The sequence below is a fragment of the Rhodanobacter spathiphylli B39 genome (genome assembly GCF_000264295.1).
GTDB classification, from domain to species: Bacteria; Pseudomonadota; Gammaproteobacteria; order Xanthomonadales; family Rhodanobacteraceae; genus Rhodanobacter; species Rhodanobacter spathiphylli.
On the sequence record NZ_AJXT01000008.1, the window covers coordinates 41,437 to 55,488 of the forward strand.

General features: G+C 66.4%; 16 protein-coding genes and 1 pseudogene. 7 read left to right on the forward strand and 10 right to left on the reverse strand.

What is annotated here, in order from left to right:
• The first annotated feature begins 137 nt into the window (after positions 1-137).
• Both UU7_RS05810 and UU7_RS05815 read left to right on the forward strand, forming a co-directional pair.
• Positions 138-566: a hypothetical protein gene (locus UU7_RS05810; RefSeq protein ID WP_007806277.1), complete on the forward strand. Its 429-nt coding sequence runs from the start codon at positions 138-140 to the stop codon at positions 564-566.
• A gap of 117 nt (positions 567-683) precedes the next feature.
• A complete protein-coding gene (locus tag UU7_RS05815; protein WP_007806279.1) occupies positions 684-1,778 on the forward strand; it encodes a phospholipase A in 1,095 nt (364 codons plus the stop codon).
• Positions 1,779-1,845: 67 nt separating this feature from the next.
• Here the strand turns inward: UU7_RS05815 and UU7_RS05820 are convergent, their stop codons facing one another.
• Complete coding sequence (locus UU7_RS05820) at positions 1,846-2,328, reverse strand: FKBP-type peptidyl-prolyl cis-trans isomerase (RefSeq protein WP_040672940.1); 483 nt, start codon at positions 2,326-2,328, stop codon at positions 1,846-1,848.
• A 157-nt stretch (positions 2,329-2,485) separates the two neighbouring features.
• Positions 2,486-2,971, reverse strand: a complete 486-nt coding sequence (locus tag UU7_RS05825; RefSeq protein ID WP_007806283.1) for a glutathione peroxidase — start codon at positions 2,969-2,971, stop codon at positions 2,486-2,488.
• A gap of 101 nt (positions 2,972-3,072) precedes the next feature.
• Here UU7_RS05825 and UU7_RS05830 point away from each other — a divergent pair, with 101 nt between their 5' ends.
• The 3 genes from UU7_RS05830 to UU7_RS05840 all read left to right on the forward strand — a co-directional run bounded on the left by UU7_RS05830 (position 3,073) and on the right by UU7_RS05840 (position 5,786).
• The gene (locus UU7_RS05830) at positions 3,073-4,083 is read left to right on the forward strand and encodes a methionine ABC transporter ATP-binding protein (protein WP_007806285.1); all 1,011 of its coding nucleotides are present in this window, start codon (positions 3,073-3,075) and stop codon (positions 4,081-4,083) included.
• Positions 4,080-4,757 (forward strand): methionine ABC transporter permease, encoded by a 678-nt coding sequence (locus tag UU7_RS05835; RefSeq protein WP_007806287.1) that lies wholly within the window; start codon positions 4,080-4,082, stop codon positions 4,755-4,757. The genes UU7_RS05830 and UU7_RS05835 overlap by 4 nt, the downstream gene beginning before the upstream one ends.
• Before the next feature lie 231 nt (positions 4,758-4,988).
• Positions 4,989-5,786: a MetQ/NlpA family ABC transporter substrate-binding protein gene (locus UU7_RS05840; protein WP_007806289.1), complete on the forward strand. Its 798-nt coding sequence runs from the start codon at positions 4,989-4,991 to the stop codon at positions 5,784-5,786.
• A gap of 134 nt (positions 5,787-5,920) precedes the next feature.
• On the opposite strand, the gene pncB is transcribed toward UU7_RS05840, so the two are convergent.
• The gene (gene pncB / locus UU7_RS05845; protein ID WP_007806291.1) at positions 5,921-7,105 is read right to left on the reverse strand and encodes a nicotinate phosphoribosyltransferase; all 1,185 of its coding nucleotides are present in this window, start codon (positions 7,103-7,105) and stop codon (positions 5,921-5,923) included.
• 348 nt (positions 7,106-7,453) lie between these two features.
• Here pncB and UU7_RS05850 point away from each other — a divergent pair, with 348 nt between their 5' ends.
• Positions 7,454-8,263 (forward strand): cytochrome c, encoded by an 810-nt coding sequence (locus UU7_RS05850; RefSeq protein ID WP_040672942.1) that lies wholly within the window; start codon positions 7,454-7,456, stop codon positions 8,261-8,263.
• A 12-nt stretch (positions 8,264-8,275) separates the two neighbouring features.
• On the opposite strand, the gene UU7_RS05855 is transcribed toward UU7_RS05850, so the two are convergent.
• The 6 genes and pseudogenes from UU7_RS05855 to UU7_RS05880 form a co-directional block, all read right to left on the reverse strand.
• On the reverse strand, positions 8,276-8,659 hold the full coding sequence (locus tag UU7_RS05855) for a nuclear transport factor 2 family protein (RefSeq protein ID WP_007806295.1): 384 nt from the start codon (positions 8,657-8,659) through the stop codon (positions 8,276-8,278).
• A 24-nt stretch (positions 8,660-8,683) separates the two neighbouring features.
• The gene (locus tag UU7_RS05860; RefSeq protein WP_007806298.1) at positions 8,684-9,712 is read right to left on the reverse strand and encodes an aminopeptidase; all 1,029 of its coding nucleotides are present in this window, start codon (positions 9,710-9,712) and stop codon (positions 8,684-8,686) included.
• Between the two features lie 79 nt (positions 9,713-9,791).
• Positions 9,792-10,304 (reverse strand): LptM family lipoprotein, encoded by a 513-nt coding sequence (locus UU7_RS05865; RefSeq protein ID WP_238530899.1) that lies wholly within the window; start codon positions 10,302-10,304, stop codon positions 9,792-9,794.
• 151 nt (positions 10,305-10,455) lie between these two features.
• A complete protein-coding gene (locus UU7_RS18940) occupies positions 10,456-10,692 on the reverse strand; it encodes a hypothetical protein (RefSeq protein WP_007806300.1) in 237 nt (78 codons plus the stop codon).
• Positions 10,693-10,752: 60 nt separating this feature from the next.
• Positions 10,753-11,250 (reverse strand): annotated as a pseudogene (locus UU7_RS18945) (histone H1-like repetitive region-containing protein); the annotation flags it as partial.
• Positions 11,251-11,342: 92 nt separating this feature from the next.
• Complete coding sequence (locus tag UU7_RS05880; protein WP_007806303.1) at positions 11,343-11,951, reverse strand: rhomboid family intramembrane serine protease; 609 nt, start codon at positions 11,949-11,951, stop codon at positions 11,343-11,345.
• A 233-nt stretch (positions 11,952-12,184) separates the two neighbouring features.
• Between UU7_RS05880 and UU7_RS05885 the strand changes: the two genes are divergently transcribed.
• Positions 12,185-13,069, forward strand: a complete 885-nt coding sequence (locus tag UU7_RS05885; RefSeq protein ID WP_040672947.1) for a PhzF family phenazine biosynthesis protein — start codon at positions 12,185-12,187, stop codon at positions 13,067-13,069.
• Positions 13,070-13,082: 13 nt separating this feature from the next.
• Here the strand turns inward: UU7_RS05885 and UU7_RS05890 are convergent, their stop codons facing one another.
• Positions 13,083-13,964, reverse strand: a complete 882-nt coding sequence (locus UU7_RS05890) for an NAD(P)-dependent oxidoreductase (protein ID WP_007806306.1) — start codon at positions 13,962-13,964, stop codon at positions 13,083-13,085.
• Positions 13,965-14,052 lie beyond the last annotated feature (88 nt).

Here is a 14,052-nt window from a genome sequence, read left to right on the forward strand (position 1 = left end):
TTCTTCACGTCTTCATGACCGAAACCTTGAGACGGCATTTACAAATCCCCTGCTAGCGTGGCCTTCGTTCGATCACTGCGAGGTGCCATCCAGCACCCGCCGACTTCACCCGATCATTCTGGCATGGAGTTCCGATGATGAAATATCGCAAACCGCTGTTGACCGCCCTCGCCGCCTCGGCCCTGCTGCTGGCGGGCCAGGTGATTGCCCAGAACTCGACGACACAGAACTCGGCGACACAGAACTCGACGACACAGGACACGACGCCCCAGAACACCGCCCCCGCCAGCGCGACGCCCCAGGCCACGCCCCCCATGCCTGCCGACCAGACCACCGCCACCATGAATACGCCGAGTGGCGAGTTGACCGTGCACTCGAGCATGCCGGCGCCGCCCCCGGCGGGCCCGGCGCCGTCGTTCGAGCAGTTGTCCGGCGGTACTCGCTACATCACCGAGGACCAGGCTTCAGCCTATCCCCTGCTGGCCAACGATTTCATCTACGCCGACCACAACCGCAACGGCCGCATCAGCAAGGACGAATACCAGCGCTGGGCCGCGCAGAAGTAGGTTGCAGCGAAGGCTGCCGGCCTTCGGGCCGGCGCCGGTTGATGTCCGCTCGACCGTCATCCACAGTCCACGCGAGCTCCGCTAGACTGCTGCGCCCGATCCAGGAATCCGCTTTACATGAAGCCATTGATGGCGGCTGCGGCCGTAACCCTGGGCGGCTTCTGCGCCGTCGCTGCCGTGCACGCGCAGAACCCGGACCCCACCGACATCCGCGGCTGCACGGCCATCGAGAGCGATGCTCAACGCCTGGCCTGCTACGACCACGCCACCGGACGGGTCAACCTGCCGGTGGCCCGCAAACGCGTGGATGCCAGCACCCGCACACCAGGCATATTCGGCCGCGACGACAAGCGGGCGTCCGCCGATGAACCGGGCAACAAGGAGGTGGCACAGCCACTGTCCCTGCTGGACAGCCGCTGGGAGCTGTCGCCGGAGAGCAAGCTCGGCACGTTCAACATCCGCGGCTACAACCCGGTCTACGTGATGCCGGCGTTCATGACCAGCCACCAGAACAACCGCCCGCACAGCCCGAGTCCCGACAACACCGTCAGCGGCAACAGCGAGCGGCTGCAGAACGTCGAGGCGAAGTTCCAGCTGAGCCTGAAGGCCAAGGTCTGGCAGGGCGTGTTCGGGGACGCCGGCGACCTGTGGGTGGGCTATACCCAGTCATCGCGCTGGCAGGTCTACAACTCGACCCTCTCGCGCCCGTTCCGCGAGACCGATTACGAACCCGAGGCGACGCTGGTGTTCGACACCCACTACCGGGTGTTTGGCTGGACTGGCCGCCTGCTGGGCATCGGCGTGGACCACCAGTCGAATGGCCGCGGCGATCCGCTGTCGCGCAGCTGGAACCGGGTGATCGCCGACGTCGGCTTCGAACGCGACGGCTGGACGGTGATGCTGCGTCCGTGGTGGCGCATCCCGGAAGCGCGCAGCGACGACGACAATCCCGACATCAGTGATTACATGGGACGCGGCGAAGTGCAGATCGTGCATGAATGGCACGGCCAGGAATTCGGCATGATGCTGCGCCACTCGATGCGCGGCGGCAGCCGCAGCCACGGCGCGGCCCGCTTCAGCTGGAGCTTTCCGATGGCCGGCAACCTGCGCGGCTACATGGAAGTGTTCAAGGGCTATGGCGAAAGCCTGATCGACTACAACCACAACGCCACCTACCTCGGCGTGGGCATTTCGCTGCTCGACTGGTACTGAATACGACGAAGGCCCGGCAAGCTGCCGGGCCTTCGTTCATCGGTGCCGCGTCACGACTGGCGCAAACTCAGTGGTGATGGCCGCCGGCGCCGTGCACGTGACCATGCTGCAGCTCTTCGGCGGTGGCGTCGCGCACGTCGGTCACCTCGATGGCGAAGTGCAGGGTCTTGCCCGCCAGCGGGTGGTTCGCATCGATGAACACCACGCCGTTCTCGACCTTGCTCACGGTGACGTTGATCTGGCCTTCCGGACCGTTGCCCTGGAACTGCATGCCGGGCTGGATGTCCTCGACGCCCTGGAACGCCTCGCGCGGAACCTGTTGCATCAGCTCGGCGTGATGCACGCCGTAACCTTCCTCCGGCGCCACGTGGGCGTCGAACTTGTCACCCACCGAACGGCCTTCCATCTGCTTTTCCAGACCCGGCACGATATGGCCCTGGCCATGCAGGTAGGTCAGCGGCTCGCGACCGGCGGAGCTGTCGATGACCTGGCCTTCGTCGTCGGTCAGCGTGTAATGGAAGGCGGCTACGGAGTTCTGGGCAATCTGCATGGTCATCTCGCGATCGGGTTCGGGTTCGCCGGCCACATCGCCGACATGAATCACGCAGTTTAGCAGAGGCCGCCAAGGCGCCTGCGAGGGATCGGAAGACGGGCCATGCAGGCCCGTGAACCCGGCCTGCCGTGGTCCGGACGGCAACTTCGGCCCATCAACCGCCGAGACGTGCCCGCGTGTCCTTGCCGATCTTCTCCGGCGTGTCGGTGGAGGCGTAGCGCCTGACCACCTGGCCGTCCGCATCGACCAGGAACTTGGTGAAGTTCCATTTGATCGATTCGCTGCCCAGGATGCCCTTGCCTTCGCTTTTCAGCCACTTGTACAGCGGGTCGGCGTGCTCGCCGTTCACCTCGATCTTGGCGAACATCGGAAAGGTCACGTCGTACTGGGTGCTGCAGAAGTTGCGGATCTCGGCCTCGTCACCGGGCTCCTGGTGACCGAACTGGTCGCACGGGAAGCCCAGCACCACCAGCCCCTGGTCGCGCTGGTCCTGCCACAGCGTCTCCAGTCCCTTGTACTGCGGAGTGAAGCCGCACCTGGAGGCCACGTTGACGATCAGCAGCGTCTTGCCACGCCACTCGGCCAGCGAGCGCGGCTGGCCCTCGATATCGCGAACGGTGAAATCGTAGACGCTGGACATGGCCGGACTCCGTGTTGATGGGGCAATCCGGCAGCATACGCCATCGGTGGCCGGGCCCGTGGCATAGAATGCCGCATCCACCCGCTGGCCAGGCCCACGCCGTGATCCGTTTCGTCGATGTCCACAAGTCCTACCGCGTCGACGGCAGGGACATCCCTGCCTTGCAGCCGTTCGATCTCGACATTGCCGATGGCGAGGTGTTCGGCATCATCGGCCTTTCCGGCGCCGGCAAATCGACGCTTATACGGCTGATCAACCTGCTCGAACGACCCAGCGGCGGGCACATCTTCGTCAACGACACCGAGATGACCGCGCTGGCCGAGCCGGCACTGCGCGCGCAGCGACGACGGATCGGCATGATCTTCCAGCACTTCAACCTGCTCGCCTCGCAGACGGTGGCGGACAACGTGGCGTTCCCGCTGCGACTGGCCGGAGAACGCGACACGGCGGCATTGCAGGCCCGCGTGGGCGAGCTGCTGGCACGGGTGGGCCTCAGCGACCACGCGGACAAATACCCGTCACAGCTTTCCGGCGGCCAGAAGCAGCGCGTGGGCATCGCCCGCGCGCTGGCCAACCGGCCGTCCATCCTGCTCTGCGACGAAGCCACCAGTGCGCTCGATCCGCAGACCACCGCCTCGGTGCTCGAACTGCTGGCCGAGATCAACCGCGAGCTGAAACTCACCATCGTGCTGATCACCCACGAAATGGACGTGGTGCGCCGCGTGTGCGATCGCGTGGCGGTGCTCGACGCCGGCGTGATCGTCGAACACGGCCCGGTGGCCGACGTGTTCCTGCACCCGCAGCACCCCACGACCCGGCGCTTCGTCAACGAGGCCCTGCCCGAGGAAGCGGCCAGCGAACACACGCCCTTCGCGCAGGTGCCCGGCCACATCGTGCGCCTGAGCTTCCGCGGCGACGCCACGCTGACCCCGTCGCTGAGCCGGGTGGCGCGGGAAACCGGCGTGGAATTCAACATCCTGGCCGGGCGCATCGACCGCATCAAGGATCTGCCCTACGGCCAGCTCACCCTGGCGATGCAGGGCGCACAGGTGCAAATCGCACTGGCCGCGCTGCGCGAGGCCGGCATCGAGATCGAGGAGCTGCCCCGATGAATCCGCTGCAGAAACTTTTCCCCAACATCGACGACTGGGGCGAGATCGGCCGCGCCAGCATCGACACCTTGCTGATGCTGGGCGGCTCGCTGGCGCTCACCGTGCTGATCGGCCTGCCGCTGGGCGTGCTGCTGTACCTCACCGGCAAGGGCCAGCTGCGGCCGATGCCGAAGCTCTACGCGGTGACCTCGCTGCTGGTGAACGTCCTTCGCTCGGTGCCGTTCATCATCCTGATGATCGTGCTGATGCCGGTCACCTACGCCCTGGTCGGCACCAAGCTGGGCATCCGCGGCGCGATTCCGCCACTGGTGATCGGCGCGGCGCCGTTCTTCGCGCGGCTGGTGGAGACCGCGCTGCGCGAAGTGCAGCAGGGCGTGATCGAGGCCAGCCAGGCGATGGGCGCCAGCCTGTGGCAGATCGTGCGCCATGTGCTGCTGCCCGAGGCACGCGGCGGCCTGTTCGCCGGCATCACGGTCACCGCGATCGCCCTGGTCGGCTACACCGCAATGGGCGGCGCGATCGGCTCGGGCGGACTTGGCGACCTGGCGTACCGCTACGGCTACCTCAGCTACAAGTCGGACTACATGCTGGTCACCGTGGTGCTGCTGATCGTGCTGGTGCAGGTGCTGCAGATGATCGGCGACCGCATCGTGCTGCGTTATAAGCAACGCTGACTTGATCATTTGTGCCTGGCGCCATGGGCGGCCTACCTTCGTGGGCCGCTCATCGGAATCGCCGCCTTGGAACTGCTGCTCGCCGCCCTCGCCGCCACCCTGGCCCTGCTCCTGCTGGCTGGCTACTGCTCCCGACCCAAGGTCTGACGCGTCCTCGTCGGCGCCATCGCACGATTTGTGTTTGGCGGTATAGACGTCTATTATTGTGCATTGCACAAGTGAACTTCCGCCATGAAACTGCTGCACGTCTTCCTCGCCACGACCCTGATCCTGCTCTCGCTGACGGCCTGCTCCGCGCCGAAACAGGACGATCACGTCCTCACCGTGGCCGCTACCGCGGTTCCCCATGCCGAGATCCTCAAGCAGGTAAAACCGCTGCTGGCGAAACAGGGCGTGGACCTGCAGATCAGGGTATTCGCCGACTACGTGCAGCCGAACACCCAGGTGGCCGAGAAAAACATCGACCTGAACTACTTCCAGACCAGGCCGTACCTGGATGCGTTCAACCGCGAACGCGGCACCGACCTGGTGATCGTCACCGGTGTGCACATCGAGCCGTTCGGTGCTTACTCGCACAAGTACACGAGCATCGACCGGTTGCCCGACGGCGCCAGCGTCACCCTGCCGAACGACCCCAGCAACAACAGCCGCGCGCTGCTGTTGCTGGCGAAACACGGCCTGATCACGCTGAAGGACCCGAGCAACGAGATGTCCACGCTGAAGGACGTCACCGCGAATCCGAAGCATCTGAAGTTCCGCGAGCTGGAGGCGGCGATGCTGCCGCGCACGCTGGACGAAGTGGACATGGCCCTGATCAACACCAACTACGCGCTGGCCGCCGGCCTGAACCCCACGAAGGACGCCCTGCTGATCGAGGACAAGGACTCACCCTACGTGAACTACCTGGTCGGCCGCCCCGACAACCGGAACGACCCGCGCGTGCAGAAACTGGCGAAGGCGCTGACCAGTCCCGAGATCAGGGCATTCATCGAACAGCAGTACCACGGCGCCGTGCTGCCGGCGTTCTGACCTTGGCACTCCCTCCCTGCTTGCCCCAAAGGGACTTCCTTCGGTCGCAGGGGAGGATTGGGGTCGGGTGCTCCTGACCTTCCACGCCCGCCCGAGCAACCTCCACCCCTGCAAGCAGGAAGGAGCAAGTCGCCTCATCCCTGCGATGCGGGGATGTCGAACACCTGCCGCAGGTACGCCACGTACTTCTCGTCCTCGCACATGTTCTTGCCGGGCGAGTCGCTGAGTTTGGCCACCGGCTGGCCATTGCAGCGGATCATCTTGATCACGATGTTCAGCGGCACCGGGCCCACGTCGTTGGTGAGGTTGGTGCCCACGCCGAACGCCAGCAGGCAGCGGCCGCGGAAGTGCTCGTACAGCTGCATCACCTTGGGGATGTCCAGCCCGTCGCTGAACACCAGCACCTTGCCGCGGGGGTCGACCCGGTTCGCGCAGTAGTGCGCCAGCACCTTGTCGCCCCAGGCGAACGGGTCACCGGAATCGTGGCGGGTGCCGTCGAACAGCTTGCAGAAGTACATGTCGAAATCGCGCAGGAACGCGTCCAGCCCGTACACGTCCGACAGCGCAATGCCGAGGTCGCCCCGGTACTCCTTCGCCCACGCCTCCAGCGCCGCCACCTGCGAATCGCGCAGGCGCGGACCCAATGCCTGGTGCGCCTGCAGATATTCGTGGGCCAGCGTGCCCAGCGGCGTCAGGTCGAGCTTGCGCGCCAGCCATACGTTGCTGGTGCCGGCCAGCTGGGCGCCGAGTCCGTCGCGCAGTGCCGTCACCACTTCTTCCTGCCACCTCCGCGAGTAGCGCCGGCGCGTGCCGTAGTCGGCGATCTTGCAACCGCCGTAATCCGGCGTGTCGCGCAGCAGGGCGATCTTCGCCTGCAGGCGGCGGCGCCCCTCGCCGAGGTCGAGGCCGGCGCTGGTGTTGCGGAAGTACACCTCGTTGACGATCGCCAGCAGCGGCACCTCGAACAGGATGGTGTGCAGCCACGGCCCGCGGATGCGGATCTCGATCTCGCCGTTGCCCGCGGCAGCCGGTGCGATGTCCACGTACTTCTCGTTGAGCTGGAACAGCCCCAGGAAATCGACGAAGTCGCTCTTGATGAAACGCCAGGTACGCAGGTAGTCGAGTTCGTCCGGCGTGAAGCGAAGCTGGCACAACGTCTTCAGTTCTCCGCGGATCTCGTCGATGTACGGCACCAGGTCGATGCCTGGCGTGCGGCACTTGAAGCGGTACTCGACCTGGGCCGCGGGGTACTGGTGCAAGACCACCTGCATCATGGAAAACTTGTACAGGTCGGTATCAAGCAGCGATTCGATGATCATCAGAAGCCCAGCGGCAAACGGGAGTGATCCATTATCCATGCCGCGCCGGCGCCCACGCGACGGCGCCGGGCCGCGCGCAAAAAAAAACCCCATCAGCCAGGGGAGGACTGATGGGGTTTGTCAGGTGGCATCCAGGGGAGGAAATGCCGACCCCTCAGTGATGCGATGAACCGCCTCACTTTTTGTCGCCATCACGGCGATACACGGGCTTAGTGTGGACAAGGCCACGTGAGTTCAATGTGCATGACGGGATGCGTTCAGCTGGGCGACAGGCTGCCCCGAACCGCGGGCCGGCGCCACGTGGCATCCCTTGTGGTCTACGATCGTCGCTTCCTGTCGGAGTCCACCATGAAACTGCTGATCACCGGCCTGTTCGCCCTGAGCCTGTTGCTGCCGGCCACGGCCGCCGAGCTGAAGATCGATCTCGGCCACGGCCCGACCACCTGGCAAAGCGAAGCACTGCTGAAGCGCGGCGACGTGCGCACGATCAGCGTGCCCGAGGACGTGGCCTTCGGCCGGCCGATGCGCTACCGCGCGCTGCCACTGAATGACCTGCTGCAAGGGCTCGATGCCGGCGACCACCTGCAGTTCGTGGCCAGTGACGGCTTTGCCGCCGAAGTCCCCGCCGCCCTGTTGCTGAACGGAAAAGGGAGCACGGCCTGGCTGGCGATCGAGGACCCGGCGCAGCCGTGGCCCCGCCTACCCCGCGGCAAGGGCAGCGCAGGGCCGTTCTACGTGGTCTGGACCCGGCCACAGGCCGCGCATGTCGGCCCGGAACAGTGGCCGTACCAGTTGGCCGCCATCCGCAAGCTGGCCGGGGTCGCCGCGCGCTTCCCGGCCCTGCAGCCCGACCCGTCGCTGCCCCCCGACAGCCAGGTGCGACAGGGCTTCGTGGTGTTCCAGCGCACCTGTCTGGCCTGCCATACGCTCAACGGCCAGGGCGACGCGAAACTCGGCCCGGATCTGAACCTGCCGCACAATCCCACCGAATACCTGCGCGCCGACCTGCTGCGCGCCTTCATTCGCGATCCGCAGTCGCTCAGGCGGTGGCCACAGGCGAAGATGCCCGGCTTCGACCGCAGCGCGGTCTCCGATGCAGACCTGGATGCCGTGCTGGCCTATCTGCGGCACATGGCCAGCCGCAAATCCACGCCGTGACCGCCGTGCGACTCAGCTGCGATCGACGATCCGGCTGATCCGCCCACCGGCGAACTCGAATTCCGACTCGCCCTGCAGCGTCAGCTCGGCACCTGCGCGCGGACCGTCGGGCACGTCTGCGGCAAATACGCCGCGCCAGGCGATCGTCACCAGCACGGAGGCTGGCCGAAACTCCCAGGCGGTGATCGTCTGCCTGCGCTCGGCGAACAGCGCTGCACCCTGCTCGGCCAGCTGCCGGAACTCGGTCGTGCCCTGCGTGGCGACGTTGAGCTGGCCGTCCGCCATGTTCTCGAACAGGACGTCCGGGGTCAGCATGGTCAGCATGCCGTCCACATCGAAACGATTGTAGGCGTCAACGTAGCGCTGGATCAGCTCCCGCTTTTCGGCATTGACCATGGCGACACTCCGGCGATGGGGGCTTCAGTCTGCCCCGGAACACGCACCGTTGCACAGATGGCGCAGCGTCTCGTCGCGTTCGCTCTTCGGCTTGTGCGCCAACTGCCGGACGTCGGCGTAGAAGGCGGGCCAGCTGCGCTCCGATCGCGCGAACAGCGCGGCAAACGCGGGCATCCATTGCTCGTACAGGCCGAACGGAAGCAGGCGGGCGTTGTTGATTGGCGCGGCCACCCAGGCGTCATATCGGTGCTCGCCCGGCCATTGGCTGTCGCGCCACTGCGCATAGCGGACACGGAACGCCGCCAGCTCGCGCCGCTTGCCCGCCTCCATCGTGACCTGGTCGGCACCACTCGCATAGACGTTTTTCAGCCGGTTGCGCAGGTCGAGCACCAGTCGGGTGAAGCCGTCGTCCATCGCCTGGCGCCCGCCATCCCCGGCCGGCAGTCCGCGCGAGCGGCGCCACTGGCGCAGGCCTTCCTGCTGCACGAAGCTGGCGAACGATTCGTTGAAGGTCGTGTCGCCCTTCACGTAGACCAGCTGGTGCGCCAGCTCATGGAAGATCGTGCCATCCAGTTCGTCGTCGTCCCAGCGCAGCATGCTCGACAGGATCGGATCGTCGACCCAGCCCAGGGTCGAATAGGCCGGCACGCCACCGACCCACACATCGTCGCCGCGGACACGCAACCGGGCCGCATCCTGCTGCGCCGCCGCCTCGCTGAACCAGCCCCGGTAGGCGACACAGCCGGCGATCGGGAAACATTGCGGCACCGCCTGCACCGAGTAGGGCGGCGTGGCAAACACGTTCCACACCACGTACGGTCGATCCAGCGAAACATAGGTGGTGTAGCTGCGATTGCCGGGCAGCGCGAGTTGCTCGCTGGCGAACGCCCGCGCCTGCTGCGCCAGGCGCAGCCGCGTGGCCAAGAGCGCGGGTGTGGCCGGATCCGCGATCACCTTGTCCAGCGCACGCCGATGGAAAACCAGGCTGCCCTGTCCGTGCGCGGCCTGCGCGTAGTAGCGAAGACTGTTGCAGCCACACGACAGGAGGCTCACCGCAACGACTGCGATGAGCCTCGGCAACAGCCCGCATGCAGCAACGGCAGGGCGCATTCCCTGCCGCTAGTACCGGGCGTCAGTGGCGATCATTGCCACGGTCACGATGGCCGTGGCTGCCGCCATGCCCGCCTCCGCCGCTGCCATGCGAACGCTGTCCGGAGTCGTGCGAGTCGGAGCCACGCCAACCGGAACCTTGGGAACCCCGGCGATCACCGCCGTGGTATCCCCTGCCGCCGTCGCCCCGGTGACCGCCATCGGAACGGCCTTGCCAATGCCCGGCGTGACGATCGTAGTCGCGACGTCCACGGTAGTCGTCATGCCGGTAGCGCGAACCGCCGTACCAGACGCTGCCCACGCCAACACTGACACCCGGGGAGTAACAGCAGCCGTAGTACCCGCCGCCGTAATAGCCGTTGCCGTAGTAGCCACCGTAGTAGGACGGCGCCACGTAGGTGGCGCCGCCCTCGCCATAGTAGGCATCGCCGGCGTCACCCGAACCACGCACGTAGCTGTAGCCCGGATCGTAGTAGCAGCCCGACAGTGTCGCCGCGGCGACCACCATCAGCAGACCGGATAGAACGCGTTTCATGACCTGTCCCCGCTGTGGATGCATCGCCAGACTGCGGCCGACCGCTTGAACGGGCGCTAAAAGCCGGTTGTGCGGAGAACCGGCGTTCAACCGCCGGCCATGTCCGTCACCGCGCGCCGGCCATGAACCCACCCGACCCGGCAGGTGCAACTCAGCGCTTGCTGCGCTTGGCCTGCTCGCCACGTTGCGGTGCCAGCACGCGACCATCGGAACCCTCGATCTCGCCGGTCGCCGAAGGGTGCAGGTCGGCATGACCGCCTCCCGGCTGGGCCGGATTGGCGTCCGGCCAGGTCGGCCCCTGGCGCACCCGCTCGTTCTTTGCCTCCAGCAAGGCCTGGATCTTCGCCACGGCATCTTCCTGGCTGATGTGCTCGATTGGCGCTTCCATCGGCGGCTTGCGGGTGGCAGCCGGCTTCCGCGGCGTGGCCTTCCGAACGGCAGACACGGCCGCGGGCTTCTTCGCGAGCGGCTTCTTCGCCACAGCTTTCTTCGCGGCAGGTTTCTGCGTGACCGGCTTCCTGGTCACGGACTTCGCGCTCGCCGGCTTGCGGGCGGTCGCCTTCTTCGCGACGGGCCTCTTGGAAGCCGCCTTCTTCACCGCGACCTTTCTCACCGGGGCCTTCTTCACCGCAGATTTTTTGGCCAGCGCCTTTTTCGCCACGGGCTTCTTCGCGGCCACCTTCCTGGCTGCGGGTTTCTTCACCGCCGCCTTCTTCGCGGCCGGAGCCTTCTTCGTGACCGGCTTCCTGACCGCCGACTTCCCGGCAAGCGTCTTCTTCGCGACGGCCTTCTTGGTGACGCCCGTCTTCTTGCCCGGAGTCTTCTGCGCCGCGACCTTGCGGGCGGCCGCCTTGCGTGGAGCTGCCTTGGTGGATGCAGCAGGTTTGCGGGAAGCCGTCTTCCCTGCTGCGGACTTCTTGGCAACCAACTTTCTGGACGTGGCCATGCGTCAGTTCTCCTGCGGTGATCGATGACGTAGTGCGTGCCAGTATGCACGCCTCGGCCGCGCCGGGCATTTCGCAATGCGGAAACCGTTCATCATCGGAAGGTCGGTTGCATCAGCGCGTTGAGGAAATGTCCCAGTACGCGAGGGTCGACCAGCAAGGTGAACAACACGCCATAAGCCGCACCCCACAGGTGCGCGCTGTGGTTGACGTTGCCCTGCCCGCTCCGGTCCATGTAGATCGAATAGCCGGTGTAGAGCACGGCGTAGACGATCGCGGGCATCGGGATCACCAGCACGATGATGCGCGACCACGGCGCCAGCAGGACGAAGGAGAACAGCACCGCCGACACCGCACCGGAAGCGCCCAGGCTGCGATAGTTCGGATTGGCCCGGTTCTTCAGATAGGTCGGCAGGATCGAGACCACCAGGCCACCGATGTAGAACAGTGCAAAACCCAGCGTGCCCAGGCGCGCGGCGAAGAAACTCTCCATGGCCCGGCCGAAAAAGAACAGCGTGACCATGTTGAACAGCAGATGCATGGCATCCGCATGCACCACGCCATAGGTCACCAGGCGGTGGTATTCGCGCTGACGGGTGATTGCCGGCGGCCACAAGATCAGGTCGTTCATCAGGCGACTGTTGTTGAACGCCATGAACGAGACGATGCAGGTGATGGCGATGATGAGCAAGGTGATCAGCATGGACGGTTCCGCGTCGGGCAGCAAAAACACGCATCTTGGGGCCAGCGCCATGGCTTGTCGACTCGATGTGCGGCTCGCCGGCGGGCGACGGAAAGCTTCCGCCCCGCCATGGCCCATATGCGCCGCGCCTGCACCGACATGACGAATCGTTACTGCCGCCGGGCGCGCCCGCCCGCTATCATTCGGCGCTTTACGCGGCGCCTGGCGCCCGATGAACCGACCTGATGAATGCCATGAGCCCGCTCCGCTATCTGCACCTGGACGTCTTTGCGGCCACCGCTGGCGGTGGCAATCATCTGGGCGTGGTGATCGGGGCGGACACCTGGAGCAGCGCGGCGATGCAGCGCTTCGCCCGCTGGACCGCCCTGGTCGAGACGACCTTCCTGCTGCCGCCGACCGATCCGAAGGCCAGCTATCGCGTGCGCATTTTCACGCCGCACAAGGAAATCCCGTTCGCCGGCCATCCCAGCATCGGCAGCGCCCATGCCGTGCTGGCCTGCGGCCTGGCCGAGCCCCGCGACGGGATGCTGTGGCAGGAATGCGGCGCCGGCGTGTTGCCGATCCGCATCGTGGGCCACGGCGAAACACGCGAGCTGCTGCTGCAATCGCCCGGCGAGCGCGTGCTGTCCACCGGACTGGATGCGCATCCCCTGCTGCCTGCGGCGCTGGCCGGCATCCGCACCGGCCTGCTGCCGCCCGCCCTGGTCGACGGCGGCCGGCGCTGGTGGCTGGCCGAGGTCGCCGATGAGGCCAGCTTGCGTGGATGGCAGCCGGAACACGCCTCGATCCTGGCGCTGGCCCAGGCGAGCGACAGCATGGGCTTGTGCGCATTCGCTCGCGCCGACAGTGGACGGCAACTGGTGGTGCGCGCCTTCCCGGCCGGCGTGGGCATCGTCGAAGATCCCGCTTCCGGCGCGGCCAACGGCCTGATCGCCGCCTACCTCGCCCACGCCGAACCGCACGGACTGCTGGCTCGCGGCTACGAAGTCAGCCAGGGCCGCGAGATCGGCCACGATGCGCGCCTGGTCGTGCACATCGACGCCGAGGCGATCTGGGTGGGCGGCTGCAGCCGTACCGTGGTCGACGGCAACCTGCACTGGGACACCGCGCTCTCCTAGAGCCGCAGCGTTCTCAGCGCTCGTCCAGATGGGCGCGGCGTGCCGCCACCAGAGCCAGTGCCGACCAGTCGAGTTCCTCGTCGCCGGCGGCCAGTGCCTCCAGCAGGCTGTCGCGCAACACGCCGGCAAACGGCAGCGGCACCCGCGCCGCATCACCCGCCGCCAGCGCCAGCCCCACGTCCTTGTAGCCCAGCGGCAGGGTGAACCCGGCCGGCTTGAAGCGCTGCTCGGCAATCAGTCGCCCGTAGCCCTGATACGCGGGCGCAGCGAACAGCGTGTTCGTCATCACCTCGAGGAAGTCCGCCGCACCCACGCCGTAGGCGCGGGTCAGCGCGGTGGCCTCGGCCATGCTTTCGATGGCGCTGGCGAGCATGAAGTTGCCCGCGATCTTCGCCACGTTCGCACGCTCCGGCGCACCGCCCATCGGCCACACCCTGCTGCCCATCGCCTGCAGCAGCGGCTGCACCTTCTCGATCGCCGCGGGAGCACCCGCCGCGAGAATGTTGAGCTTTGCCGCCGCTGCCATGTCCGGCCGGCCGAACACCGGCGCAGCCACGTAGGCCAGCCCGCGTTCTTCGTGGGCCTGCGCCAGTTCCTGCGCCAGCGCCACCGAGATGGTGGCGTGGTTCACATGCACCATGCCCCGATCCATGGCATCGAGCAGGGCGTGTTCCAGGAATACCTCGCGCACGGCCTGGTCGTTGGCCAGCATGCTGCAGAGAACGTCGCCCTGGGCGGCGCGATCGGGCGTGCTGGCCACCTTGGCGCCCAGTGAGGCCAGCGGCGCGCAAGCCGCCCCGGAGCGATTCCACACCGTGACGCTGTGCCCCGCGGCAATCAGGTTGCTGGCCATCGCGCTGCCCATGGCACCGAGACCGATGAATCCGACTTTCATGAAACCTTCCTCGACATGAACCAGCGCGCAGTCAAGCACGCGTCGCGTTCAGGTATCGCGAAACGCCGCGGATCGTCTCGCGCGGCGG